The organism is Clostridioides sp. ES-S-0006-03 (assembly GCF_020662275.1).
In the GTDB taxonomy this organism is placed as follows: Bacteria; Bacillota; Clostridia; order Peptostreptococcales; family Peptostreptococcaceae; genus Clostridioides.
This window is the reverse complement of record NZ_JADGMM010000001.1, coordinates 453,449-477,164: the sequence shown is the minus strand read 5'-3', so window position 1 is coordinate 477,164 and position 23,716 is coordinate 453,449. Positions and strand designations below refer to the sequence as shown.

The following is a 23,716-nucleotide window of genomic DNA, read 5'->3' as shown; positions in this document are numbered from 1 at the left end:
ATTTTGAATAAAGGAGATTGAGAATTTATTTTAAAAGAAATATCTAAATTATCTTATAATCTTCCAGTTACTATCGTTTTTGAACAACAAGAGTGGGGCGAAACAATACATTTCAACTGATTTAATTTTTATTTCAAAATCTATTTTAGATTTTCATGACATAAAAATATACTCCCTTCATAGCATCAGTTGTTATTATTTCAACTGTATACTTATAAAGGGAGCATATCAAAATTTCCAGTAATATTGAATAAGAAAAATATATTTACACAAATCTATCTATATTCTCATAAAATTAATTAAAAGTATTCCTTTCTTTAAAAGTACCTATATAATTGTTTTGTAAGAAACCTTTCAATATCTTAATTTTTCTGTAAAAATTATATTATATCTTGAAATTTTATTTTAATATATCTTTATTTCTTCTTCATATTTTTGAAATTCTAAATTTGCTTTAAACAAATCTCCATCTATCTCTATATAGAATTTTCCACCTTGTAAGTTTACTAAATCTCTTGCAATAGCAAGTCCTAACCCACTACCTTCAGTATTTCTTGATTCGTCAGCTCTTTTAAATCTTTCCATAATTTCACTTGGGTCAAAATTTAACTCATATGACGATATGTTTTTCATAACCACCTTTACATTTTCACCATTTTCATAAACATCTATATAAACTCTAGTACTTTCTAAAGAATACTTAGCTATATTTGATAATAGATTTTCAAAAACTCTATACATTCTTCTTCCATCTGCCCATATATACACTTTTTCATTTGGAACATTTAGTCTTATACTTAAATTATTTGTAGATAACTTTTCTTCTAGTTCACCTATACTTTGCCTTAAGAGTTGCACCAAATCAATTTTACTAATTTGTAACTCTATATTTCCACTACTTACTCTACTTGCTTCAAATAAATCCTCTATCAATAATTTTAACCTCTTTGACTTTGATTCTAGTACATTTATATAATCGTTTATATATTCTGGTTGTATAGAATCTTCTTTTTTAATTAAATCTACATAATTTATTATAGAAGTAAGTGGAGTTTTTAAATCATGAGATACATTAGTTATAAGGTCAGATTTCATCCTTTCACTTTTTACCTGTTCTTCTATTGCTTTATCCAGACCTTCTCCAATATTATTTATATTTTCTGCTAAAGATGTAAAATTATCATTTCCACTAATTTTTATCTTATAGTCTAATTCACCATCTTTTATTTTTTCGGTACCTTCTATAACATAACTCAAATAAGAAAGCCTTTTGGTTATATAAAGTGCAAAACCCAAAAATATACATATAGAAAATAACAATCCTAGGCTCACACTTTGAACACTAATTACAATTGTTAAAACCAAAGATATTATTACTATACCAATAACTTTTCTTGCTAAAGATACTTTTTTTATAGCGTTAATGACCTCCCTTACAGTTTTTATTAACCATAAAATCACCCTTACTATAATACTTGACTTAAATATACATATTTTATTTTCTAAATGACTTAACTGAACAGTTATAAAAAATATATTATTTGAAATTAGTAATGATGCTATAGAAATTAGTAATATAATATAAATATCATAGGATGTATCAATAACATACAGAAATAGAAGTATTATTGAGGTAACTATTATTACTGCATTAAATTCCATAGGTATTTTATTGTATATTAATAAAAATACATTGTCTTTCTTTAATGCCTTGTATTTAATTCGTTTACATAATATAATGGACAATAAACATATAATAGCTAAAATTAAACTAGCTACAAAAAATAATTGCACTTTTTCTGTAGCTTGCTTAAACGTTTCAAAGTTATTGTATACAATTCCATCTTCAATACTTAACTCTTTAGGAAAAGATACATAGGCTTCAAAAGCTTTATCCATACCATTTAGTTTTAAATCGATATTATTTAATTCAGATTTTTTTCCATTTAGTTTTTTAGTATAGGAACTTTTTTCTACTCCTTCTATTATTTCTACATCACAATAACCCTTTATGTTTTGCTTAAATTCATCTAAATCATTATATATTGTGTTCGTATAATACTCTCCTGTATATGTATTTCTAATATACATTTTTACATTTTTTAAAGAGTCTAAGTATTCTATAGATGATAGTTTATCATTTACAAAGTTATCATAATCATTATTTAAAGCAACATTTTTTCCGTTTCCTTCTGATTTTGAATCCTCATAATTTAATTTAAGTTTTTCTTCTTTGGTGTATCCACTACTTACAGATAGTTTCAAATTATATAATAAATCTTGAATTGTACTTTCATCAAATATATTGCTGTCATAAAAATCATCAGATATTCGAAAAATTCCACTATTTGTAGAAGTTTTTTGTATATTGTGTTTAGGTTCAGCAAGTCCTATTGATGCAAATAGTATAGCTAATGGAAACGAAATAGATACTATTATTAATGCTACTAACTTTAATGCTCTATATTTTTCCAAGTTGTTCACCTCATCTACATCGTCAATATCTTATATAAAATAAAATTCAATACAAGCATAATTCCCATAGAGTACACTAAGCTACTTGAGAAGAAGTTAAAACATATAAGAATTCCTAATATTTGTGTAAAAGTAAAAACGACTAAAATCAAAATGCAATTAAATATTAAACTCTTTTCTTTCATAAGTTTTCCGCTAAAATTTTTCAATCTTATAACCAACTCCCCACACCACCTTTAAAAATCTTGGTTCTTTTGGATTTATTTCAATCTTTTCTCTTATTCGTCTAATGTGTACTGCTACTGTATTTTCTGAATTAAAACTTTCTTCATTCCATACTTTTTCGTATATCTCATCTATCGAGAAGACTCGTCCTTTATTTTCTAAAAGAAGTTCAATTATTTTATATTCAATTGGTGTCATTTTTATATTTTCGCCATCAATCTTAACTTCTTTTGTCAATGTATTTAGCTCTAGAGCCCCACTTTTTAAAATTTCTTTACATGTATCTTCATAGTTACCTAAGGTTACATATCGCCTTAAGTTTGATTTTACTCTAGCTACAAGTTCTAATAGATTAAATGGTTTTGTTATATAATCGTCAGCTCCAATGTTTAATCCCATTATTTTATCTGTATCTTCACTTTTTGCTGAGATTAAAATTATTGGTATATTTCTTTCTTCACGTATTTTTACAGTTGCTTTGATTCCATCTAATTTAGGCATCATTATGTCCATTAAGATTAGATGGATATCATTTTTTGTTATTACTTCTAATGCTTTCATTCCATCATATGCTTTATGTATTTTAAATCCTTCTGATTTAAGATATATCTCTATTGAATCAACAATCTCTTTATCATCATCTACTACTAATATATTGTACATATTTTCACTTCCTCTATTGTATAATAATCCTTATATTTATTATACAATATCTTTCACTCCCTTTCTCAATAATGACTAAATTGTTATATTGTATTATCTTACATTTTTATAATTTTTCTTTATATCTATATAATAGAGTATAAATCTTAAGAAAATATTATCCTAAATCTTAAATATTTCTTAAGATTTAAGATAAATTGAGGTTTATTTGAATTAATTAATTTGAATTATGTTGTTTTCAGATTACTTTCATTTAAGTATTTTGATTGGATTCAGCTGAATTAATGTATATAAATTCTTATTGAGTAGTTTTTATTTTCTAGGAGGAAGAATGGTGGAAGAATCATATTTTACTAATTTTCTTCCACCATTCTTCCTCCCGAATATAATTAGAAGCATTTATTTCACTGCAATAATAGCTACTTATTTAAATTCAATTCTTATACATCCTATCTACTATATACTATACATATCCTATTAAAATTTATATAAACAGAAGATAAACTTATTTCATTTTTTTAACATGTTCAGAATAATAAACAAAATGAAGGTAGAAAAAGTTATAATTTCATACCTTCATTTTGTTTATTATGTATCTATTTGTCATTTTTTTATTTCAAATTCTTAAAATATTCTTCGAGTTCAATTAATTTATCTTCATCCACTATCACTAAAGTTTTTCAAATAAGAGAATTTAGCTGAATATATCCATCTAATTTTTACCATATAACCTATATGAATTGCATATACCTTAGTTGTATTTTTTATATAATCTAGTTATTTCAATATAATTACTAAATATGTTACTAATAAATTTATTTATTTTATTGGCATTTATTATATTGTTTATTAGAATGAATTTAATAAAATTTTTAAATAAAAGGATATTGATAAAATGAGAGTAGCTGAGTATTTGTCACATAAACCTATAGTAGCAGTAGATAATCATGATAGAATTGATGGAAAGTATGCAAACAATTCTGATGCAAAAGCTTTGTCTTTAGAAAAACCCCAAAACAAATTGAGCATTTCCAATACTTACACATATACAACTCTCTTAAATTTGCAGTGAGTGGCTAATAGTGCAATTGATAACACTTATCAAAGTCTCTCAACACCTTATATTCCAACTGTTAAACTATACTTTAGTAGAAAAATCGCACACTACAAAACTTCTATATTTTTATTATATCATAATAATATTATTTTTGAATATGTGTACCAATTTGTGGTATAATAAAAGCAAGAAGAACTACAATCTATTTAGACGTAGAGTGAAGTTAAAATACTAAATGTTTATTCTTTTTGAACTTGATTTTTAGTTCAAAACTAAAGTCACTCCTGCCAGAGTGGCTTTTTACTTTTTTAAATAACTTACTAATATAAGTAAACTATTAAACTGGCAACTAAACTGGCTAGTATGCCCTGTAAAAAATTATCCATACATATTCACCTCCCTTCTATACCTTGGGAGGATAATCTTTTGTATGAACTCCACTCTATAAATTGTAGATTACATCTTCTTGCTAAAAAGATTATAACATATAACTTTTACATATTTTACCTATTATATATTTAACTAAGCAAATTTGAACAAAGCAAAAGCGCCTACCATTTAAGTAGGTGCTTCTTTATTCTTATATATCTTTACTCTAATCTCTATTAGTATTAATTACACCAAAAATATAATCACTAAGAATATTTTTTACTCTTTTAATCTTTTCTAACACTTTTATCAAACAGTATTCCTATTCCTCCTAGTAAAGCCAATATAGAACCAAAATTTCTATATTGTGAAATAGATTGTTCTAAATATACATTGTATTGGTTGGTATCCATTGTTCCACCATTTTGTCACATAATACAATCTATATTAAATTGCCCTAAGGCTATACAGCAAAATAACACTATTATTCCAATTACAAAAGCAAATATACATATTGTAAGTTTAATATCATTATTTTCTATAAATATACCTCTCATAATTTAGATTTCTTTGTTATTTTTTAATTAATGATATATTATCTACATTTTTTATCTTTAAAATATGTTCAGAATAATAAATAAAATAAAGGTACAAAAACTTATACTTTCATACCTTCATTGTTTTTATTATTTAATTATCTATCATTTTCATTTTTTAAATTATTGATTTATATATATATAAATTCTATCTCAATAAAGTTTTCTAAACAAGAGAATTTATATAAATATTTTTGCAATTTATTCCAAGTCATTCTTCAAAATTCCTATAATACTCTTCTAAATAATATAGTTTTTCTTTACTTATGGACTTATGTGTAGTCGTAAGAGAACGTATAATTTTTCTGTTTTTAGTAGATTTTAATACTTTTTTCTTGAAAGTATCATACTCTTCACTAGTTATTATTATTTTATAATGCGATTGAAATCTTATAATATCTCTAGCTAAAAAATCCTTACAAATTAATCCTTTTAATATTATTTTTATTGTACTCTTATGCCATCCATATATCTGCTTTATGTCTCTTATTATTTCTTTTTTAGATATCAAAGAATCTTTTTCCCATAGATAGCACATTACCACAAATTCTGCTCTTACTAACTGTTCTATTAATATTTCTTCTTCCACATTTTGTCACTCCCTCAAATTCTGTCTAGTTCAAATTAATAATAGAAGCTTCTAATCATAATTGATACAGGTAATTTTTACCATAAAATCTATATATTTAGTATGTTTTTTTTAAGTAAAATGACGTTCATATTTATAAATTTATCCAATTTTCAAACAATCATGTTGAATAATAACTAATTCTGTTGTATTATTGTAGTTGTAGAATAAAACTAAATCGGCAAAACTAGAGAAATTTAGTGACGCAAAGCTATAGGGACTAAGACTTGTAAAGTATATTATAAGTTATGTCAGCCAGTTGCCAAAAAGATATTTTTCTTTTTGTTTTTATGAAAGTTTTTTAGGGGGATAATAATATATGTTTAGAGATAAAGTGGATAGATGTACACATATGTTAACTGCTTATATTGGTAGTTCATATGATTATTGTGATTTTATAGATACACAGTTAGATGATTTTGTACTAGAATACGGAGAAAATATAGTAGAATCTTGTTTGCATCAAGTGATGGTATTGGTAAGTAAGTATAATTAAATAGACCTTATTTTCTAGAAAACCCTTTTTAGTTTTATCTACTTTTAAATACTATTCTGTTAAAAAATTAATTAAAATATATTTCTAGCATTCACAGTTTTATTTTTTATTAAAACATGATATAATTTTGAGATTTTATTTAAGTACGAAATCAAAGAACACATGGACTGCTGTTTGCCTTCATTTCGTACATAACTTTGTTTCTATTCAAGTCTGAAATAAGTTAGACTTTTAATATATTTATATTTGTATTTACCCTAATTTCTTTATTTTTAGAATCTAATACTTCTATAATATTAGTTAATGCCTTCTATACATCATTTTCATTTACAACAAAATTATTATTTATCACCATTACAATTTATAAATTTATCTATATCTAAGGGATACTTAAATTTAGTTATTATACCTCTATTGCATAAAAGTTCTTTCACATGTTTATTCATATATTTACACAAAATATAAAAAAATTATATAATTCAATTGGAAATAGCATTTTTATATATATTAATGTAAAATTTTGTTTTTATTTGTATCATAAAGGTACTCAAGTCATATATATATATTAGGATATTGAATTTATCCTAATATATATATAGGAGTGGTAAAGAGTGGATAATACAAAGAGTTTAGAATATTATAAAAATAATTTAGAATCATATTCTAGTGATTTAATGAAATTAGTAATTGGATTAACAGAGGAGAAATATTTAGATGCAAATACAAGAGTTTATTTAACACCTTGTCAAATATGGAGAATAATAAAATATTTTTTAGTTGGCGAAAGTTATGATTTATATGATGCAAAAGTTAAATTAGATTTTCAGAAAGATTTAAGTTTCAATTTAGATAATGGCATATTAAATGAACTTTCCGAAGAATTAGAATCTCTAATAGATTCTAATTATGTAAAAAACTGCAAACTTAGAGAAGAATTAAAAAGAGCTTTTAGATTGTCTGAGTGTTTAGCTGAAGCTATAAGACAAATAAGTTGTAATGATAACTGTGAATTTTTAGTAGGAAAATTATTTTGCTTATTGGTACAAATTATACTTTTAATAATATCTATTATAGCTAAAATAATTATACTGTTAATATTCTGTAGTGATTGCATTTCATGCAATGATGAAAAAGATGTAAGATCTTCTTTCTGCGATTGTCTAATTTGTGATTTAGAAAAAGAATTGGATGAAATAGAAGAGTTAATTGATGAACTAATTAAATTAGCCATTGCATTTATAAAATGTGGTTCAAAAAAATGTAAACATGATGAACATCACGGCTGTGACTATTGTAATATTTATCATGAAAACTCATCTTATATAAACAATTATGAAGATGATATACAAGAATGCTTTGATAAGTACAAAAAACAATGCTATACAAAAAAATGTAAATGTAATAGAAACTACTAAAAATCTTATTTTTATACAAAATAAAATCTTTCAAAAGCTCTATTAACTATAATAGAACTTGTTATTTTTATCTAATATATTTTGATAGCTAAATATATAGAATAATACAAATAATATGACTTTTTAGCTATTTGAAATATTTTATAATAATATACAAACTATAATACAGAAGAAGTTACTTCAATAGGTTTAAAAATCTAAAAGAGATAGCTTCTTTTGTATAAGTAAAAATCTATAATATTTTTACTTTTTTGAAATCTATAAAAAGACCTTATTTTTATATGTAATTGAGGTCTTTTTTTATTATCTTAAATTTACTGATATATAATTTTTTCCAATATTTTAACTCAAATAGTAACAATTATAAGTTTAATAATACTATATTATATTAATTTATTATATATCTATTTATAGTAATTGTTAAATTTTCTCTTATAGAAACTGACTTTAATTTAATAAAAAGACAATAAATATATGTAAATATACCTATTGTCTCTTATTTAAATATTTATTTGTATCTAATTTTACTATTATATTTATCACTAAGACTATATTTACATTGTGTAACATTATTACAACTATCTGAACAGTCATCATTATCATAATAGCATAAATTTGGATTATGCATACAATAACTTCTACAGCATTTACAATTATTACAATTACGAAGTTGTGGACAAATTATAAATAATAGTGATAAATCAATCATTCTACAATCAAAGTGTTTTACATAAATATTCTCTATTCCAACAAAAATAGTTTCTATAATATTATCACACTTATCATACCTCAAATCTTTTAGCAAGATAAATTGACAAAATGGTATACTCCAATGTGCAGAATGAAGAGACTGCTGACAATTATCTCCTGTATATATAACCTTAATATTTTTAAATCCTTTTATAACTAATTTTGGCCCTAGTATAGTGTTAATAATCTCCTTATCTTCTATGCATATCTTTACACTTACTTCATTAATACATTCTATATCTGGTTTTTGTGTTGGAACACATAGTATATCATCTTCTATAAATTCTTTATAGTATTTCATACATTTGTTATCTGGATAGTCTTCTAAGGGTGTAATTCCAGTTTTTAAAATACTTTCATTCATATAAATATCTCCTTAATTTTATAATTATATAGAGATTAAAGTTTCTATATACATTTTATATATGATATAAAATCATATATTGTTATAAAAAGGCTAAAAAAATAAAAAATCTTAAAAACATGTAACAAAAAGTCGAAATTTAAATAAATTATATTGAGAGGTAAAAACTTTCAATAAATTATATAAGGAGAGATAAATATGAATAGTAATGCATGTGCTTGTAATATGGATTTAATTGATGTAAGCGGTTTATGTGACATAGACGATGTTACACAGGTTATAAGTCAATATCCTTATTGGTTTCAGATGTATATACCAGAAACATTAAGTATCCCAATACAAAAACCAGATATTGAACAGATAAATTCAGTTAATGTATCAGTGAATATATTGAGAACAAAAGTAGTAAAAACACCTGTATCACCTTTAGATGCTAATTGTGATTTTATACCAAACTTAGAAGGAAAAATCTCTACAGGAAGAAAAATTATTGTTGAGGGTGAATTGTGTCAAAAAATATCTTATACAGCTGATGAAAGATCTCAATCAGTTCATTCTGCACATTTTTATGTACCATTTTCAAGCTATATAGTTATACCACAGAAAATTACTTTTAATAAGGGCACAAAATCAATGAAATTAGACTCACTTGATGTAGACTATCAAGTAAATGCGTGTATAGAAGATTTGTCTGTAAGCCTATTAGATGCAAGAACTATCTCGAAATATACAACATTATTATTATATACAATACCAAGAAATACATTATAAAATTATAAAAATAAGGAGTAGAGGAAATGTTAAATTCTAATTATACAAATGGCACATCTTATCAATTCCATGATAAATGCTGTTGCGATGATAAGATATTAAATATTGTTGGTGTCTATCCAGAATCAAAAATAGAAAAAGTTTTGCAATGCCCCTGTCCTGAAGATAAAAACAAATGGACAGAGTTTTTTGTATCAGAAACAGTAGATATACCATCACAAAAGCCAAATATAGAAGATATAGTTGAAGTACATTCTTGTGTAGATATAATATCTCAAAGAGTAATAAAAACACCTTTAGTAAACGGATACAGCTCATGTAATGGATACTATATCCCAGGAGAAACTATACCAAATGGAGAATGTACAAATTTGACAGGAAAAAAACTAATAATAGAGGGACTACTAAGACAAAAAATAATCTATACAGCAGCACTAGGTGAACAATCAGTTCATTCTGCAGATTTTAATATACCATTTTCAGTATTTATAATAATAGAGAAAAATACACCACTATACCAACAATTTAAAATAACAGCATATATAGAGGACATATATGCATGTGTATTATCAGAAAGAAGTGTCTTTAAAAATACAACTATTTTTATAAAGGCATCAAAAATATGTTAAGTAATTTAAATAAAATGAGGAGGAATAAAAATGGGATGTAATAAAAAAACTTGTGAATGTGACTTTAATATCAAAACTTTAGGTATATGTGATGTATCAAAATTAAATATGAATGGATGTAAAAAAGAAAACTTAAATTGGACAGAGATTTCAATTCCTGAGATACTTCCCATCCCAAGATTAAAACCTGATATAGAAAATATAGATCAAGTTTATGCAAGTGCAACAATTACTTCAGTAAAACTTATAGAAACTCCATTTGCATATAAATCATATAATTTATATATTAGCTTGGATATATTGAATAAAATAGAAGCTATATTAGATGCGTTTCTAGCAACAAATATACAGACAACAATTAATACATTGATTGGTGGAATAAATGATTTAATATCAACAATTAAGGATGCTATACCTTTAATACCTGGATTAGGTGAGATTATAAATCCTTTATTAGCTAAGTTACAAAGATTACTAGATTTAGTTCAACCATCTGTGAATTCTATTTTATTTGATATTGATAATTTGTTAAATACAATTCAAACTGATATAGCAAGAATAGTATGCGAATCTCTTAATTCTATAATATGCAGAACAGACGATTTAATAAGATTACTAAAATCTATACAAATTGTTATCAATGATATATTTGAAACAGTTAGTACACTTGAAGGACCATTAATAGAAATATTAATAACAACTTTACAAACAATAATTAATAATATCATTACACCTTCATTTGAGATATTAATTGGAGAAAATGGTATATTAATTATACTTGTTGAAAGTTTAAGTAGAATACCAATCGATTGTGACAAGACTAGTGCATTTGCAATACTACAAAATGCTGAAGGAACATGCTTAAATGGAAGAAAACTAATAGTAAATGGTTTATTAAAACAGAAAATAGTATATACTGCTCTAGTAGATGAACAATCAGTTCATTCTGCACATTATGAAGTACCATTTTTAGCATATATAATTCCATATGCCAAATTTGAATGCTTGACATATGAAGAAGGAATAGTTATTTCACCACCTGGAAGACCAGTAGTTACAATAAATGGTTACAGATATAATCCTAAGTTAGACATAGAAGTGGATTTATGTGAGGAATTTATTGTAGATTCATGTATTGAAGATATATATGTAAATGATCTTGATGAAAGAACTATATTTAAAAATATAACATTATTCTTAAAAGCACAATTAAAATCGTTGTGTAATTAAGGTTAATACTATTTTACTAGTATACTATATAAAGTAATATAAACAAACCAAATTAATAACAGTATCTAAATTTTCAAAGGCGTTAATAATACCAAATTTACGCCTTTGAATTTAGTTTAAATACTTAATACCTCACTAAATGAAAGCAATGAAAAAATAGTCTTTGTGCCACGTACGCTTAGATTCAATAATTCATAAAACGTCAAGTAGATATTTAGCTTATTTATAAGTTTATTCCAATAAACCACCCCTTCTTTTTTCTTACTTCTATATAAATTTTTTTAATTTTTAGTTTAGTTAACAAAAAATTTTATTCCATTAATCTACTCTATATTTTTTGATTTTTAAGAAATAATTTTTAATACTTTGATTGATAATATAAGTAAGACAGCTTTTCAGGAGATGATTAAATGACTCTTAAAAACAAGAAGTTTACTATAAATAAGTATGGAATTTTATCTATCATTTTAGTTTTATGCTTGATTTTAACAGGTTTTAATAGCTATGTTAATTATAGTAATAGAAAGTTTAAAGATTATGTTGTTTTCTATGTTCAACATCAAGATGATGAGGTATTGTGGGCTGGTAGTGCTATTGTAAATGCTGTAAAAGAAAGAGGACAAAATAATGTATTTGTGGTTTTAGTATCTACTGGATGTGGTATATCTGTTTTTGATAGATATAAAAAATATGAAACTCTTACAGATAGCCAAAAATCAGAATACAGAAATAGAGAGTTCTTAGCTTCTCTTAATAATCTAGGAGTAAAAAGAGAAAACATAATAATCTTACCAGAAAAAAATGTAAATGGTACTACTAATTTTAACTCTATGGAAGAAATTGCAATTACTTTTGAAAAAAAATTTAAAAGTGTAACCCATATAGCACATACTTACAAGTTAGATGACCATTTACAACACATAAAAAATGGCTCTGTTATTCAAGGTCTATATAACTCTGGTCAAATCAAAGATGCCAAATACTTTGTAAAACCTAAGTTTGCTCATGAAATAAGTTTTAACAACAAGATAGTTTATAAAGCTCATTCTATTGAGGACTATGAAAAAGTTAAAAATGCATGTGAACAATATAAACTTATTGATGAATCAGAATGTAGAGAGGGTATTGGTTATAAATCTGACCACAAATCTTTTGATAAATTATTAAGTGATAAAAATGTTCCTGCTATACTCCACACTCCTAATTTATAACAAATATTTATTTTAAAATAAATATTTGTTATAAATTCTTAATAATTATGAAATTCCTTTGTTATTTATATTTGTTAATATATTTTTAGAGCTAGTCAATTTATATACTTACTGTTTTCTGAAACCAATTTTTAGTATAAAATAAAAATTGATTAAAAATAAAATTTCGAGGGGGATTAATGAAGTGAATCAAAATATATTGGTTGTAGATGATGATAGGGAAATAGTAGATGCTATAGAATTCTATTTAAAACCTGATAATCTTAACGTTTTAAAAGCATATGATGGGTTAGAAGCTTTGGACATATTAATTGAAAATGATATTAAATTAATAATAATGGATGTAATGATGCCCAATTTAGATGGTCTTAAGACTACTCTCAAGATAAGAGAAAAAAAGAATATTCCTATAATACTTTTATCTGCAAAATCACAGGATATGGACAAAATTATAGGCCTTAATATGGGTGCTGATGATTACATAACTAAACCATTTAATCCACTCGAACTTACTGCACGAGTAAAATCTCAGCTTAGAAGATATATAAACTTAGGAGATTTTAGTAATACAAACAATTCAAATGATACTAATTATATTTTAAAAAGTGGAGGTCTTGAGCTAAATACAGATACAAAAATAGTTTCTTTAGATGGTGAAGAAGTTAAAATGACACCTCTTGAGTATAAAATACTTGTTCTTCTCCTATCACGAAAAGGAAAAATATTCTCTTCTCATGAGATTTATGAAAAAGTTTGGAACGAAGATGCTTATAGCTGCGAAAGAACTGTTGCTGTTCATATTAGAAGAATTAGAGAAAAGATTGAAGTAAATTCAAAAGAACCAAAATATTTAAAGGTGGTGTGGGGTATTGGTTACAAAATTGAAAAACTTAATTATTAATGATTCAAGAGCAAAATTTATTTTATTATTACTATTATTTCTATCGCTTTCTATATTATTTGAGACAATATACGATTTAAATAATAACTTTATTGATATTAATGAATTTAAATATTTATACAATGAGGTAGCTATACCTTGCTTTTACTACTTTGGGCCTCCTTTGTATTTATCAAAAACAAATTTGAAATTTATTTGTGAAGGTATTGCATTATTAAGTTGTATATTGGCTATATTATTTTTTATATTCTATAAAAAAAATAACCAAAATAAAGTTAAATTCTTAGAAAACATTATCACTTTCTTTTCCAATGTAAAGATTGAGTTTACACTTATATTAATTTTAATACTTTTAGCATTACGATTTTACATATTTACAAAAACTAAAATGTTCTACAATACAAATTTAATTGTATTTAATTTTATTATTCTATCTGTAATTTATATAATATATGAAAACATAAAGCATGGTGGCTACAATCCAAAAGATATGTCTATAACATGTAGATTCTTTTCAGATCTTGTTAGCAGATATAATAGAAAAACTATAAATAAGAAACTAGCTATAGCATTTTTAATCTCTATAGTTATACAAGCAGTTATTCAGTACATAGCTTTAGTATTATTTATGCGTATATATTACGCTAATGCTATAGTTATAGAGGTTTTATTTACACTTGTAAGTATAATTGCTTGTTCTTATATATACAACTTTTTATCTACTAAGTTTAATTACATAAATAATATCTCAAAAAATATAAAAAACATTGAAAATGGAAATCTAAAATATAAGTTGGAAGTGATAGGAGATGATGAAATATCTGCTTTATCTAAAAGCATAAATAATATAACAGATGGTCTTGAAGCTGCTGTAGATGCTAATATAAAAAGTGAAAGAATGAAAACTGAGCTTATAACAAATGTATCTCATGACTTAAAGACTCCACTTACATCTATACTAAGTTATGTAGATATGTTAAAAAGTAACGACCTTGATAAAGAAACTATAAACGACTATATAAATATTTTAGATAAAAAATCACAAAGATTAAAATTATTGATAGAAGATATATTCGAAGCTTCTAAACTTAGTAGTGGTGATGTTGAATTTAATATAACAAAGACTGATATAAAAGAACTCTTAATTCAAAGTATAGTAGAACTTGAAGATAAAATTCAAAACAGTAATTTAGATTTTATAATAGAAACACCAGAAGACTCTGTATTTACTATGATAGATGGAAAAAAGACTTGGAGGGTCTTTGAAAACCTAATTGGTAATATACTAAAATATTCTATGAAAAATACTAGAGTTTACATAGATATGTTTATAAAAGATGAAAATATAATAGTAACCTTTAAAAATATTTCAAATGATAAATTAAATCTAAAACCAGAAGAATTAATAGAAAGATTTAGAAGAGGTGATATATCCAGAAATACAGATGGCTCTGGTCTGGGCTTATCAATTTCTCAAAATATAATTGAATTACAAAATGCAACTATGGAAATAATTATAGATGCTGATTTATTTAAGGTAACCCTTGCTTTTAAAAAAATTAATTAATATTAAATATATAAGGTTGTAAATTGCAAAATAATTTTTATTTTAAATTACATGCTATAAATAGTTAACTTGTAATTTACAACCTTATTAAAATCATAAAACTATTTTTAATATACATATATACTTATTTTTATATACTTGCTCTAATATATAGTCTTATTTTTTCCTGATTTTTTAGCTTTATATAATTTTTTATCTGCCTCGCTTAAAAATGTTTCAAAGGAATCAAAGTCTATCCATTCAGAAATTCCAATGCTTACAGTTATTTTATATTGAAGTTCTTTAAAATTATATTTAAGTAGACTATTATGAACTTTAGATTCAATATGAATTGCTTTTTCTATATTTTCTGTCAAAACAATAAATTCATCTCCACCATATCTACCAGCAAATAGATAGTAATCTTTAAATGATTGAATGATGTAAGCCATCACTCTTATAACCTCATCTCCCACTAGATGCCCATAATTATCATTTACATGTTTAAAATTATCTATGTCGATTATCATTATTGCATAATTTTTAGAATTATCTTTAACAGTATATTTTATATTTCCCATAATGGCTCTTTGATTTAATAAACCAGTTAATTCATCCGTAATAGCCAGTTGCTGAAGTTTTCTGTTTGCCTCTAACAACATAACTCTTTGCTCTTCTATTTCTTTTGTTTTTTCATTAATAATGGCCTCTAGTCTATTATTTTCAGCTTCCATTAAACTTATCGGAAAATACTCACCTATTTTTTGTAAATCATTTGCAACAGAATTATGAACACTACTTATTAATATTTCTCCCTCATATTCAACACATAAGTATGTTATTCTTATTTCTACTTGAAAATTATAGCCTTTTTTAGTTTTCTTACAAACTAGATACTCTCCAAATACAGTATGTGAATTTTTTGAATATTCTTTACTATCTAGCCATAACTTTTCTAAAATAAAACTATCTGGTGATTGTTTTACATACTCTTCTAATAAATACTCTACCTCTTCAATACTATTCCCTACTTCAAACTTTCCAGTACCAATCCAACATATATTTTTGTGAAAAAAAGACATACATTTTTTCACATCCCTCTCTACAAAATATGCATTTATAAACTGCTCAACACGTTCAACATATTTGTTCTTAAACATAATATTATTATCCCCTTATCGTTCTAATAAAGTTATTATATCATGACATTGTGTATTTGTTTAAAGAAAAAAATTTATATCTATACATAATATATTTTTTATGCTTTTTTAGAAGTAAACAAGAAAAAAACCTCCTTGGAGGTCTCTTTCTAAATGTTGGGGTTTATATTTACATATTTATTTGATTATACCTTTTAGTGCGATATTAATACATTTTAAATTATATTTCTCTATAAATCATCATGTATTTCATCTCTCTGTATTTATAATATCACATAGAGTTTCCATAATCAGTTACATCTCTGTTACCTAAGATTACAATTTTGTAATATTTGTAATCTTAGGTATAAATTTACATCCATTCTTTAATATAGTATATGTTTTTTATTAACACTAAAGACCTTTTAAGTCATATTTTTCTAGGAAAAGTTTTAATTCAGAGTAAATTTCTTCTGCTCCACCAACTTTATTTGATTCAATATTTAAAGCTAACAATGGCTCATGTAATGATATTCTAAGTAAAAACCAACCATCTCCATTTGCTTCATTACAATTGACTCTTATACCTTCAAAGTTATTTGGTGCAACAGACCATCCATCAACATTATTAACATGAGAATCTAATTCTTTTAGTATACCTTCTGCATATGGTCTAAAATCTTCTTTATTGATTCCTATTCTAACTTCTTTTTCTTCCTTTGCTTCTTCAAGGTTTTCTATCAATTCTTCTATAGTCTTTCCCTCTAAAGACAGTCTTGCAACTTTTATTAAAATTTTAGCTATTAAATATGCTCCATCGTCTAAAAAATAATTTTCTTTTAGAGCAGCATGTCCAGATGTCTCTATAGCTAAATGGCACTCTTCACCTTCACTATTTAATCTTATAGCTTCATTTATTACATTTTTATATCCTCTTTTAAATCTATGATGTCTTCCTCCTAATTCGCTTATGAATTTAGCAAGACCTTCTGAGGTAATAGAATCAGTTACTATGGCTGTATTTGGATGTTCTTCTAATATTATTGATGATATAACAGCTATAAGAGCATTTTTATTTATTGGTTTCCCATTTTTACCTACAATAGCAGCTCTATCTACATCTGTATCAAATATTATTCCTAAATCACTCTTATTATCTAATACGGCTTTACAGATGCTTTCCATTGCTTCTTTATTCTCAGGATTTGGTATATGATTTGGAAACATACCGTCTGGGTTCAAAAACTGACTACCTGTTGTATCTGCTCCCAGTATGTGTAAAACTTTTTCAGCAAAGAACCCTCCAGCTCCATTTCCTGCATCAACTAGTATTTTAAGTCCAGAAAAAGGCTTTTCATAGTTTTTACTTGAATTTACACCTATTCTAATTTTATCTATCAATAAATTAGAATAATCTTCTATTAAATTTTTTACTACAGCTGTTCCTTTTTTATCTACTCCTTCAGACTGTACACTATCATTTTTAACAGCTATATCTAACATTTCTTTTATATCTGTTTTTTCTAGACCACCATTTTCTGTAAAAAACTTTAACCCATTATAGTAATAAGGTAAATGGCTAGCTGTAATCATAATTGAGCCATCAGAGTGGTATCCATCCATGATAGTTGTCATAAACATTGCTGGTGTTGTAGCAATCTCACAATCAATTACATCACAATTATCATTAATCAAAGTTTCAATAACAGTATTTCTAAATTGACTCCCTGTTATTCTAGAATCAGTTCCTATTGCAACAGTTACTTTATCTTTTTTAGTTTTTTCTTTTAACCAAATATGAAATGCTTTAGCTATTTTTTTTACTTCTTCTACAGTTAAATTAACTTCCTTAGAATCATTTTTATATGCTATTCCTCTAATATCCGTTCCATTTTGCAGCTTGTATATGTCACCCATAAACATTCTCCTTACTCAATTAAAATTTTTATTAAAGATTATAAAATTCCTAACTTATTTAAAGTTTACATTATTTAAATATGCATATTTTATAATTTTATTATTAATTATTTTATACTTTCTTTTAATTCTTTTATCTTCTCTTTATATGAAATTGGAGGCTTGTCATTAAATAAAGCTGAAGTACCTACAACATATATATCGACTTTTTTGCCACTCATAAGTCTAATGGTCTCTTTATTTATATTTCCATCAACTTCTATAAATGGAGGATTATCATAATCTTTTAATATCTCCGTAAGCTTATCTAACTTATCCAAAACAGATAGATTAAATTTTTGACCTGCAAATCCTGGATTTACTGTCATTACTAAGATACCCTCAACTAAACCTATATATTCTTCTATTTTATCTACACTAGTTTGAGGACTTATCGCTAATACTGGCCCTATTCCATATTCTCTCAACTTTTGTATATCAGCTTTTACATCTGTGCTTGATTCCACATGAAAAGAAATATACTTTGGTTTTATATAAGACATCATATCAATATACTTATTTGGAGTTTCTGTAGCTAAATGAATATCTAAAGGTATAGTTGTATTTTCACTTATTGATTTTAATAGTTCTGGTCCCATAGCTAAGTTTTTGACAAATATTCCATCCATAACATCACAGTGAAGCAATTTTACATCAGCTTCTTCAAGAGATTCTAGTTCTTTTTTTAAATTCATTTGGTCTGCACACATTATTGAAGCACAAATAATAGACATAACTCTCCTCCTTAGATATAAATTTTCATTATTTATAAGTTTTCATTTTCTATATCATCAATCATTTGTAATCTTCTTGCATGTCTTTCTCCATTATAACTTGAATTTAACCATTCTTCAACAATTCTCATTGCTAATCCTTTTCCAATAACTCTTTCCCCTAAACAAAGTACATTTGTATTATTGTGTTCTCTCGTGGCTTTAGCTGAAAAACAATCTGACACAACTGCTGCTCTAATTCCTTTAAATTTATTTGCAGCAATAGACATGCCTATTCCTGTACCACAACAAAGTATACCTAAATCTGATTTTTTACTTTGAACATTTTGACTTACTTTTTTTGCATATATTGGAAAATCTACACTTTCTTTTGAAGTTGTTCCTACATCTTCAACTTCTATACCTTTATTTATTAAGTTTTCTTTTATAAATTCCTTTAACTCGTAACCACCATGGTCACATCCAATAGATATTTTCATTAAAAAGCACCCCTCTTTATATAAAATTTTATAATTATCGTAAAAATAAAGCTGTCCCATTGTAGAAATTTCTTTCTATTTTTAAGACAGCTTTAATTGATTTATATCAAACCAATTTATTATTCAATGATATTTACATCTATAATAATTCTTTTATATTTTTTACTATATCTTCAGTAGTTAATCCATAATGTTTTAATAAGTCTGCTGGTGTACCTGATTGACCAAATACATCCTTAACACCAATTCTTCTAACTACTACATCTTTAGTTTCTGCTAAAGCTTCACATACAGCTGAACCTAAACCACCAATTATACTATGCTCTTCTGCTGTAACTACTTTTCCAGTCTTCTTAGCACTTTCTTTTATTAATGTTTCATCTAAAGGTTTTATTGTAGATATATTAACAACTTCTACATTTATACCTTCTTTAGCAAGTTCTTCTGCTGCTTCTAATGCTTTTGCTACCATTATTCCTGTAGCTATCACTGTTATATCAGAACCTTCTCTTAAAACAGTTCCTTTTCCTATTTCAAATTTATAGTTTTCACTGTTTACATCTGGAGTTGCAGCTCTACCTAATCTTATATATACAGGTCCATTATAATCAATAGATGCAAATATTGCTTGTCTTGCTTCTAAGGCATCTGCAGGATTTAATACAACCATATTTGGTATACCTCTCATTAAAGATATATCTTCTATAGCTTGATGGCTTCCTCCATCTTCTCCTACTGTTACTCCTGCATGAGTAGCTGCTATTTTAACATTTAAGTTTGGATATGCTACAGAGTTTCTTATTTGCTCATAGCCTCTTCCTGCTGCAAATATTGCAAAAGTACTTGCAAAAGGTATTTTTCCACAAGTAGCAAGACCTGCTGCTGTACCAATCATGTCACCTTCTGCTATCCCCATATCAAAAAATCTATCTGGAGCAACTTCTTTAAATGATATACTTTTTGTAGCTTTTCCTAAGTCTGCATCCAATACTACTATATCTTTATTTTCTGCAAGTTCTTTTAACACTTGTCCGTAAGCTTCTCTAGTTGCTATTCCCATTCCTATAGACCTCCTTCTAAATCTTTCAATGCTTGTTCTGCTTGTTCTGCATTTGGAGCTGTTCCATGCCATGCAGCATTATTTTCCATAAATGAAACACCCTTACCTTTTACAGTTTTAGCTATTATTACTGTTGGTTTTCCTGTAACTTTTTTAGCTTCATCTATTGCATTTCCTATTTCATCAAAACAATGTCCATTTATTACTATTACATTCCATCCAAAAGATTTAAATTTGTCATCTACTGGACTAACATTCATTACCTCTTCATTAGAACCATCTATTTGTAATCCATTTAAGTCAACAAATGCAATTAAGTTGTCTAATTTATAATGTGATGCTGTCATTGCAGCTTCCCATATTTGACCTTCTTGGATTTCTCCATCACCTAATATAGTATACACTGTATAGTCTTTATTATCTAATTTTCCAGCTAGTGCCATACCATTTGCAGCAGATAAACCTTGTCCAAGAGAACCAGTAGACATATCTACTCCTGCTACTTTTTTCATGTCTGGATGTCCTTGTAACTTAGAACCAAACTTTCTAAGTGTCAATAATTCTTCTTCTGGGAAAAATCCTTTTTCTGCTAATGTAGCATATAAAGCTGGTGCTGCATGACCTTTTGATAGAACAAATCTATCTCTATCATCCATTTTTGGATTTTCTACACATATGTTCATTTTATCAAAATATAACACTGTTAACATGTCAGCTATTGATAATGAACCACCTGGATGCCCGCTTTTAGCTTCTGCAACCATTTTTATTATGTTTTTTCTAATATTATTAGAATGATCTCTAAGAGTGCTCATACTTTTTTCCTCCTGTTATTTTTTAAGACCTTACATTTTCTTATCCTACAGTAGATTTTACAATTTTTTTTAAAATAATACAAATGTTTTTTTAAGATTTTACTGCAACTTTTATTTCTTCTCCGTTCATTAAAGCTGTAATACCCTCTTTAAATTCGTCTAAACCAACAGTTCTTGTAACTAATGCTTCTGTATTTACTTTTCCACTAGCCATTAAATCTAATGCTATAATCCAAGAACTTGGTTTTTGTGATCTACTTCCAATATATTGTAACTCTCTTTGAATTATTGCTTCTTGATCCATTTCATTTAGTTTTTTGGCAAATATCCCAACTTGTACGAAAGTTCCTTTCTTTCTAAGTAATCTTAAAGCTTCATTAACTGCTGGCATAAATCCAGAACAATCAAATCCTTTATTTACTCCATTTCCATCAGTCATTTCATTTACTACATCTGCTAGACTTTCTTCCATTACGTTTACAGTTCTATCTACTCCAAGATTTTTAGCTATTTCTAATCTTTCTTTATCTTTTGTAACACCAGACATTATAACTGTAGCACCTTGAGATTTAACAACTTGAGCTAATAGTAATCCTATTGGTCCTGGTCCTATTATTAATACTGTATCATCACTTTCTATAGTAGTTTTTTCAAGAGCTGCATGAACACAACAAGCTAGTGGCTCTGTAAGAGCTGCTGATAATAAAGATACATTTTCAGGAAGTACATGTATGCTTTCCTCTCTTGATAATACATATTCAGCAAAACTTCCATCTGCTTGAGTACCAATACCTTTTCTAGTTGGGCATAAATTGTAGTCTTTAGTTGCACAATATATACATTTTTCACAAGTTGCAAAAGTAGTTTCTGATGTAACTCTATCTCCTACTTTTATATTTTTAACATCTTCACCAATTTCTACAACAATTCCAGAAAATTCATGACCTAAAGTTACTGGAGCTTTTATATTTGCATATTCTCCTTTAAATGAATGTATATCTGAACCACATATACCACTGTACTCTACTTTTATTTTAACTTTATCTCCTGTAGCTTTTGGCTCTTCTACCTCTAATACTTCTACATTATCATAACCTGGTTTAGTTTTAACTACTGCCTTCATTTATTTTTCAACCCCTTGTGGTAAAATTAATATCTTATTAAATTCTTCTTTTCTATCTCTTATCATTTCAAATGCTTTATAAGTATCTTCAAGTGAAAATCTATGAGATACCATTTCTTTTAATTTTATTTTTCCTTCATTAACTAGAGTGATTCCTTTAGTCCACTCTTGTCCTGGGAATGGTGCAGAATAAGAATTCCAGAAACCTTTTAACTCTAGTTCTTTTCTAAATATATTTTCAAATGCTTCTTCAGATAAAGTTATATCTGAATATGCTATTCCTAAAAATCCTATTTTACTTTTCTTTTTAGTTATAAGTAAACATTGTTCTTGAGTTATTTTAGAGCCTGCACATTCAAGTGCTATATCAACACCTTTTCCACCAGTAAGTTCTTTTATTTTTTCTACTGGGTTTACATCTTTAGCATTAATTATTATATCAGCACCTAATTCTTTTGATTCTCTTAATTTATTATCAGATATATCAACTGCTATAATTGTTCCAGCTCCTGCTATCTTAAGTCCTTGTATTACTAGTTGACCCATTGTTCCACTACCCATTACAGCTACAGTATCTCCAACTTGGATACCTATATTAAGTACTCCATGCATAGCAACTGCAAGTGGTTCTATCATAGCGGCATCTTCAAAATCCATGTCTCCTATTGGTAAAACATTTGTAGCTTTTATGTTTGCATATTCTGCAAAAGCTCCAAAAGTTTTAGCTCCTAACATACCATGGTCATCACATAATGAAAATAACCCTCTCTTACAATATTCACACTCATTGCAAGGTATAAAAGGAATCGCAACTACTCTATCTCCAACTTTTACATTTTTTACATCCTTACCAACTTCTGCAATTACTCCAGAAAATTCATGTCCTGGTATAGCTGGAACTGGATATTTCCAATGTTTTAATACTCTTGGAGGATCTGACCCACATATTCCTGCTGCCATAACTTTTATTTTTACTTCATCACTTTCACATGGTTTTATTTCTATATCTTCAAATCTCATATCATTTGTGCCATGTAATACTGCTGCTTTCACGATAAATCTCCTCCTTTTGTATTTTGTATTT

The 23,716-nt window shown here is 26.2% G+C and carries 22 protein-coding genes and 1 riboswitch; of the genes, 9 read left to right on the top strand and 13 right to left on the bottom strand.

Features of this window, described 5'->3' with window-relative positions:
* Positions 1-405: 405 nt before the first annotated feature.
* Complete coding sequence (locus IR151_RS02045) at positions 406-2,475, bottom strand: sensor histidine kinase (protein WP_255621451.1); 2,070 nt, start codon at positions 2,473-2,475, stop codon at positions 406-408.
* Positions 2,476-2,670: 195 nt separating this feature from the next.
* The gene (locus IR151_RS02040) at positions 2,671-3,363 is read right to left on the bottom strand and encodes a response regulator transcription factor (RefSeq protein ID WP_227432729.1); all 693 of its coding nucleotides are present in this window, start codon (positions 3,361-3,363) and stop codon (positions 2,671-2,673) included.
* A gap of 895 nt (positions 3,364-4,258) precedes the next feature.
* On the opposite strand from IR151_RS02040, the gene IR151_RS02035 reads away from it, so the two are divergent.
* The gene (locus IR151_RS02035; protein WP_227432728.1) at positions 4,259-4,435 is read left to right on the top strand and encodes a DUF6530 family protein; all 177 of its coding nucleotides are present in this window, start codon (positions 4,259-4,261) and stop codon (positions 4,433-4,435) included.
* 641 nt (positions 4,436-5,076) lie between these two features.
* Here IR151_RS02035 and IR151_RS20070 read toward each other — a convergent pair.
* Entirely contained in the window at positions 5,077-5,202 is a 126-nt protein-coding gene (locus tag IR151_RS20070) for a hypothetical protein (RefSeq protein ID WP_255606499.1), read from the bottom strand.
* A gap of 394 nt (positions 5,203-5,596) precedes the next feature.
* Positions 5,597-5,974 carry a BlaI/MecI/CopY family transcriptional regulator gene (locus tag IR151_RS02030; protein WP_227432727.1) on the bottom strand — a complete coding sequence of 126 codons (378 nt, stop codon included), beginning with the start codon at positions 5,972-5,974 and terminating at the stop codon, positions 5,597-5,599.
* Positions 5,975-6,183: 209 nt separating this feature from the next.
* Positions 6,184-6,280, top strand: a riboswitch (cyclic di-GMP riboswitch).
* Positions 6,281-6,332: 52 nt separating this feature from the next.
* On the opposite strand from IR151_RS02030, the gene IR151_RS02025 reads away from it, so the two are divergent.
* Together IR151_RS02025 and IR151_RS02020 are read left to right on the top strand one after the other, a co-directional pair.
* A complete protein-coding gene (locus IR151_RS02025) occupies positions 6,333-6,509 on the top strand; it encodes a hypothetical protein (protein WP_227432726.1) in 177 nt (58 codons plus the stop codon).
* A gap of 611 nt (positions 6,510-7,120) precedes the next feature.
* Positions 7,121-7,924 carry a hypothetical protein gene (locus IR151_RS02020; RefSeq protein ID WP_227432725.1) on the top strand — a complete coding sequence of 268 codons (804 nt, stop codon included), beginning with the start codon at positions 7,121-7,123 and terminating at the stop codon, positions 7,922-7,924.
* A 508-nt stretch (positions 7,925-8,432) separates the two neighbouring features.
* Here the strand turns inward: IR151_RS02020 and IR151_RS02015 are convergent.
* Positions 8,433-9,038: a DUF3794 domain-containing protein gene (locus tag IR151_RS02015; protein WP_227432724.1), complete on the bottom strand. Its 606-nt coding sequence runs from the start codon at positions 9,036-9,038 to the stop codon at positions 8,433-8,435.
* Positions 9,039-9,236: 198 nt separating this feature from the next.
* Between IR151_RS02015 and IR151_RS02010 the strand changes: the two genes are divergently transcribed.
* From IR151_RS02010 to IR151_RS01985, 6 genes are all read left to right on the top strand, one after another.
* On the top strand, positions 9,237-9,809 hold the full coding sequence (locus IR151_RS02010; RefSeq protein WP_227432723.1) for a DUF3794 domain-containing protein: 573 nt from the start codon (positions 9,237-9,239) through the stop codon (positions 9,807-9,809).
* 26 nt (positions 9,810-9,835) lie between these two features.
* Positions 9,836-10,438: a DUF3794 domain-containing protein gene (locus IR151_RS02005; RefSeq protein WP_227432722.1), complete on the top strand. Its 603-nt coding sequence runs from the start codon at positions 9,836-9,838 to the stop codon at positions 10,436-10,438.
* A 30-nt stretch (positions 10,439-10,468) separates the two neighbouring features.
* Complete coding sequence (locus tag IR151_RS02000; RefSeq protein WP_227432721.1) at positions 10,469-11,668, top strand: hypothetical protein; 1,200 nt, start codon at positions 10,469-10,471, stop codon at positions 11,666-11,668.
* Positions 11,669-12,078: 410 nt separating this feature from the next.
* Positions 12,079-12,879, top strand: coding sequence for a PIG-L family deacetylase (locus tag IR151_RS01995; RefSeq protein ID WP_227432720.1), 801 nt, complete (start codon positions 12,079-12,081; stop codon positions 12,877-12,879).
* Between the two features lie 184 nt (positions 12,880-13,063).
* Positions 13,064-13,780 carry a response regulator transcription factor gene (locus tag IR151_RS01990; RefSeq protein ID WP_227432719.1) on the top strand — a complete coding sequence of 239 codons (717 nt, stop codon included), beginning with the start codon at positions 13,064-13,066 and terminating at the stop codon, positions 13,778-13,780.
* Positions 13,749-15,347, top strand: a complete 1,599-nt coding sequence (locus tag IR151_RS01985; protein WP_227432718.1) for a sensor histidine kinase — start codon at positions 13,749-13,751, stop codon at positions 15,345-15,347. The genes IR151_RS01990 and IR151_RS01985 overlap by 32 nt, the downstream gene beginning before the upstream one ends.
* A gap of 143 nt (positions 15,348-15,490) precedes the next feature.
* Here IR151_RS01985 and IR151_RS01980 read toward each other — a convergent pair whose 3' ends face one another.
* The 8 genes from IR151_RS01980 to IR151_RS01945 form a co-directional block, all read right to left on the bottom strand.
* Entirely contained in the window at positions 15,491-16,486 is a 996-nt protein-coding gene (locus IR151_RS01980; RefSeq protein WP_227432717.1) for a GGDEF domain-containing protein, read from the bottom strand.
* Positions 16,487-16,879: 393 nt separating this feature from the next.
* Positions 16,880-18,382 (bottom strand): phosphomannomutase/phosphoglucomutase, encoded by a 1,503-nt coding sequence (locus IR151_RS01975; RefSeq protein ID WP_227432716.1) that lies wholly within the window; start codon positions 18,380-18,382, stop codon positions 16,880-16,882.
* A 107-nt stretch (positions 18,383-18,489) separates the two neighbouring features.
* Complete coding sequence (locus IR151_RS01970) at positions 18,490-19,155, bottom strand: ribulose-phosphate 3-epimerase (RefSeq protein ID WP_227432715.1); 666 nt, start codon at positions 19,153-19,155, stop codon at positions 18,490-18,492.
* 32 nt (positions 19,156-19,187) lie between these two features.
* On the bottom strand, positions 19,188-19,634 hold the full coding sequence (rpiB, locus tag IR151_RS01965) for a ribose 5-phosphate isomerase B (protein ID WP_227432714.1): 447 nt from the start codon (positions 19,632-19,634) through the stop codon (positions 19,188-19,190).
* A 139-nt stretch (positions 19,635-19,773) separates the two neighbouring features.
* On the bottom strand, positions 19,774-20,694 hold the full coding sequence (locus IR151_RS01960) for a transketolase family protein (protein WP_227432713.1): 921 nt from the start codon (positions 20,692-20,694) through the stop codon (positions 19,774-19,776).
* Positions 20,695-20,696: 2 nt separating this feature from the next.
* A complete protein-coding gene (locus IR151_RS01955; protein WP_227432712.1) occupies positions 20,697-21,509 on the bottom strand; it encodes a transketolase in 813 nt (270 codons plus the stop codon).
* Between the two features lie 91 nt (positions 21,510-21,600).
* Positions 21,601-22,632, bottom strand: coding sequence for a zinc-binding dehydrogenase (locus IR151_RS01950; RefSeq protein ID WP_227432711.1), 1,032 nt, complete (start codon positions 22,630-22,632; stop codon positions 21,601-21,603).
* On the bottom strand, positions 22,633-23,685 hold the full coding sequence (locus IR151_RS01945; RefSeq protein ID WP_227432710.1) for a galactitol-1-phosphate 5-dehydrogenase: 1,053 nt from the start codon (positions 23,683-23,685) through the stop codon (positions 22,633-22,635).
* Positions 23,686-23,716 lie beyond the last annotated feature (31 nt).

What these genes read in the sequence shown, in the direction of transcription:
- IR151_RS01995 (WP_227432720.1), top strand. Translation starts at nt 12,079, where the DNA reads ATGACTCTTAAAAACAAGAAGTTTACTATAAATAAGTATGGAATTTTA.
- IR151_RS02035 (WP_227432728.1), top strand. Translation starts at nt 4,259, where the DNA reads ATGAGAGTAGCTGAGTATTTGTCACATAAACCTATAGTAGCAGTAGAT.
- IR151_RS02015 (WP_227432724.1), bottom strand. Translation starts at nt 9,038, where the DNA reads ATGAATGAAAGTATTTTAAAAACTGGAATTACACCCTTAGAAGACTAT.
- IR151_RS01960 (WP_227432713.1), bottom strand. Translation starts at nt 20,694, where the DNA reads ATGGGAATAGCAACTAGAGAAGCTTACGGACAAGTGTTAAAAGAACTT.
- IR151_RS02005 (WP_227432722.1), top strand. Translation starts at nt 9,836, where the DNA reads ATGTTAAATTCTAATTATACAAATGGCACATCTTATCAATTCCATGAT.
- IR151_RS02025 (WP_227432726.1), top strand. Translation starts at nt 6,333, where the DNA reads ATGTTTAGAGATAAAGTGGATAGATGTACACATATGTTAACTGCTTAT.
- IR151_RS01950 (WP_227432711.1), bottom strand. Translation starts at nt 22,632, where the DNA reads ATGAAGGCAGTAGTTAAAACTAAACCAGGTTATGATAATGTAGAAGTA.
- rpiB (WP_227432714.1), bottom strand. Translation starts at nt 19,634, where the DNA reads ATGAAAATATCTATTGGATGTGACCATGGTGGTTACGAGTTAAAGGAA.
- IR151_RS01980 (WP_227432717.1), bottom strand. Translation starts at nt 16,486, where the DNA reads ATGTTTAAGAACAAATATGTTGAACGTGTTGAGCAGTTTATAAATGCA.
- IR151_RS02010 (WP_227432723.1), top strand. Translation starts at nt 9,237, where the DNA reads ATGAATAGTAATGCATGTGCTTGTAATATGGATTTAATTGATGTAAGC.
- IR151_RS20070 (WP_255606499.1), bottom strand. Translation starts at nt 5,202, where the DNA reads ATGGATACCAACCAATACAATGTATATTTAGAACAATCTATTTCACAA.
- IR151_RS02000 (WP_227432721.1), top strand. Translation starts at nt 10,469, where the DNA reads ATGGGATGTAATAAAAAAACTTGTGAATGTGACTTTAATATCAAAACT.
- IR151_RS01970 (WP_227432715.1), bottom strand. Translation starts at nt 19,155, where the DNA reads ATGTCTATTATTTGTGCTTCAATAATGTGTGCAGACCAAATGAATTTA.
- IR151_RS01975 (WP_227432716.1), bottom strand. Translation starts at nt 18,382, where the DNA reads ATGGGTGACATATACAAGCTGCAAAATGGAACGGATATTAGAGGAATA.
- IR151_RS02040 (WP_227432729.1), bottom strand. Translation starts at nt 3,363, where the DNA reads ATGTACAATATATTAGTAGTAGATGATGATAAAGAGATTGTTGATTCA.
- IR151_RS01955 (WP_227432712.1), bottom strand. Translation starts at nt 21,509, where the DNA reads ATGAGCACTCTTAGAGATCATTCTAATAATATTAGAAAAAACATAATA.